We start from the raw sequence: 2908 nt of genomic DNA on the forward strand, positions 1-2908 counted from the left end.
ACCTTGGCTACAGCGGCGCGGCCGTGTATGCCGGTATTGCCTGTGGCCCGCCCGTGGCGGGCTTTGTGGCGGGCTGGCTTGGCTGGCGCTGGCTTTTCTGGGGCAATGCCCTCACCTCTGTGGTCGTTCTGCTGCTCATGAAGTATTTCGTCAAACTGGACTGGCGTACCGCCAAGGGACGCCCCTTTGACTGGACAGGCTGCTTTATTTACGGGCTTGCCATGACGGCGCTTACCTTCGGCTCCTCGGAACTGGCCGCATATCCTGTTATGGCGGGCTGTCTGCTCGGCGCGTTTCTGGTGCTTATGGTCATTTTCTGCATCAAGGAGCTGCGCAGCGAGTTTCCCATCCTTGATATCCGCATGCTGGCCCGCAACCGGGTTTTTGCCCTTTCTTCCCTGGCGGCCTTTATCAATTACAGTTCTTTTTTCGGCATACTTTTTTTCTTCAGCCTGTATTTGCAGTTCGGCCTTGGCATGACGGTGCAGCAGGCCGGAATGTTTCTTGCCCTTCAGTCGGTGGTACAGGCGCTGACAACTCCCGTGGCCGCCCGCCTGTGCCTTAAATTCAACCCCGGCCATGTGAGCGCCGTCGGGGTGGGGCTGTGCGGCCTGGGGCTGCTGGTTTCGGCCTTTCTTGAGGTGCATTCGCCCATCGGCGTGCTCCTTGCGGCTCAGGGGCTGCTCGGCGTGGGTATAAGTCTTTTTGCCCTGCCCAATACCACCATTATTCTGGAAAGCGCCGGCCCGACACATGTGGGGCAGGCATCGGGGCTTACCGGGGCGGTGCGTACCGCCGGGCAGCTTGTGAACATGGCGGTCATCACCCTGACCCTCGGCTTTTTCCTCGGTGACAGGCCCGCAGGGCCTGATACGGTGGATGCCTTCATGAAAAGCATGCATCTGGATCTTGTGGTTTTTGGTGTGCTCAACCTGCTGGCTGTGGGCTGCGTGCTTGCCCGCAACCGTAACTGAGGCAGCACGGCTTTGCCTCAGCCGCATCCGTAACCCGTTTGCGGGAATAATGGCGGTGTGCGACGGCGCAGCGGCATGGCGGTTTTGTCTTCTCCGCAGGGGCCGGACTGAGAGCGGCTTGCGACCAATCTGTGACCAGGAGTTTGCCCCCGGCGGCTGCGCGTGGCCGGAAGGCTCTTTGTGCTGCGAGATTTCAGGGAAAAAATGCCCTGGAATTTTCCGGGACAGTAAAGTCTAAAGTTTTTTCAGGCCCGTCCGAACAGACAGCAAGGACGGATACATGCATGCCCGACGCCAATTCCGCAAAACTGCGCATGATGCTTCAGGGGTACGAGCAGCAACTGCTGGCTGCCCGGCGTCTTGCGCGTTTTCGCGTGCGCAGGCGACTTGCCCAGGGTGAAGACCCGAATGACCCGGACCCTGTCGCCCACAGGAAGGCCTGTGTGGAAAAGGTCGCCCGTGAGCTGTACGAAACGCTGATATTCACCGGCAGCGACAACCCTGTGGTGGAAAATATCCGCAAGGAATTGGGCAAGGAAGTGGGGCAAGAGGTGGTTTTCACCTATCCGCCCGGCCAGCGGCTTCATATTGTGGGCGAGGGGCCGGACGGCATGGAACCTTTGTCGGAAGACGTACAGCGTACAACCCGGCATGCCCTGTGGCGCATCATTCGTGAACAGGTGGACAAAAGCATGCTGGAAGAGCCGCCGCGCGGCACTGATCAGCGCGGCTGATTACACGAAGCGGCCCGGACGTGCCGCCAGTGGAGCAGGATATGGAAATAAAAAATACGCCAAACAGTTTTTTTGATCCCTATGCGGCCGGTCTGGAAAAAAATGCTGCAGCCAGGGCCGATGCGCGTGCAAGGGCGCGCGCAGGAGCCGTGGGCGAAGATGCGGCTCAGGGAGACACGGTCAGCGTTTCGCAGGATGCCCTGCTCATGACCGAGGCCCGTCGCGCGGCCCAGAGCGCTCCCGACGTGCGTGCCGAAAAGGTCGAATCCCTGCGCATTCAGGTTGCCAACGGCACCTACAAGCCCGATAGCCGCCTTATTGCAGCCAGCCTTGTTCGCGAAGAACCGGGCCTGTTCCGCATTTAGAGCAGATTTACCTTAAAGTTACTCCGGCGTTGTCCGGGCAGACGCTCGTCATAAAGGCGCAAGCGCGGCTTTAGACAGTGTCGTCACGAGCGCCTTTCCCGGTATCTCTGCGTCGAACTTCGCCTTTTATTCCGGTCGAGTACCATAAGAGTACACTCCTGCATAAAAGGCTCGTTCTCCTTGATATACCAAGCAAATTCATCTCGTGACGACAATGTCTAGAGCAGATTAACTTTGAGAATGTATATTCTCAAAGTTTAAGGCACGCTCACTTCGGCGTTTAACCGCGCAGATAAACTGCGCTTACGCCTCCGTAGCGAACGTCTGCTCACGCAGCCGCCAGAGCCTGCGGGCTGTGGCGGCTGCGTCGGGCATCTGTCGGCTGTTGCCGTAGTGAGCGTTATAAAACGTTGGGAATGCATATTCTCAGCGGTAAAATACGCCGGACAGCCTTGTTCCGGCAGCCTTCCCATTTCTTTATGCAATTCTGAGCTTGCAGGATGCATCACGGCCAGCAGCCACGCGGCAACTGGTTGGATGCATTCGGTGCGCCATTTTTTCTCGACTACGTGCCGTCAGTTTGGCATCATTATGCGTCTTCCCTCATGCTCTTTGGGCGTGCCGCTCTGCGGCAAGGCCATTGAGACCGCTTTGGGCGGGCGTGAATCCGGTACGAAATGCTGTAGATAGAGTGTGGCAAGAGCATATATCATTGCTGTCCGGCTAAGGGGTAACAAAAAAGTCCAAAATCTCAGCAGTATGTGGTATAAGAAGTTACCACAACAACTTGCCACACAAGGAGATTTTGGACTTGAGCCATCATACTACACTCTTC

The 2908-nt window shown here is 57.4% G+C and carries 3 protein-coding genes; all 3 read left to right on the plus strand.

Features of this window, described 5'->3' with window-relative positions; all coding sequences use genetic code 11:
• A partial coding sequence (locus V6C07_RS09800) for an MFS transporter (RefSeq protein WP_333536254.1) occupies positions 1 to 974 on the plus strand: 974 nt, incomplete at its 5' end.
• Between the two features lie 284 nt (positions 975 to 1258).
• On the plus strand, positions 1259 to 1708 hold the full coding sequence (locus V6C07_RS09805) for a DVU0524 family FlgM-associated protein (RefSeq protein WP_333536255.1): 450 nt from the start codon (positions 1259 to 1261) through the stop codon (positions 1706 to 1708).
• A 41-nt stretch (positions 1709 to 1749) separates the two neighbouring features.
• The gene (gene flgM / locus V6C07_RS09810) at positions 1750 to 2073 is read left to right on the plus strand and encodes a flagellar biosynthesis anti-sigma factor FlgM (protein WP_333536257.1); all 324 of its coding nucleotides are present in this window, start codon (positions 1750 to 1752) and stop codon (positions 2071 to 2073) included.
• Positions 2074 to 2908 lie beyond the last annotated feature (835 nt).

It is taken from the genome of Desulfovibrio sp. 1214_IL3152 (assembly GCF_036763055.1).
Lineage (GTDB): Bacteria > Desulfobacterota > Desulfovibrionia > Desulfovibrionales > Desulfovibrionaceae > Desulfovibrio.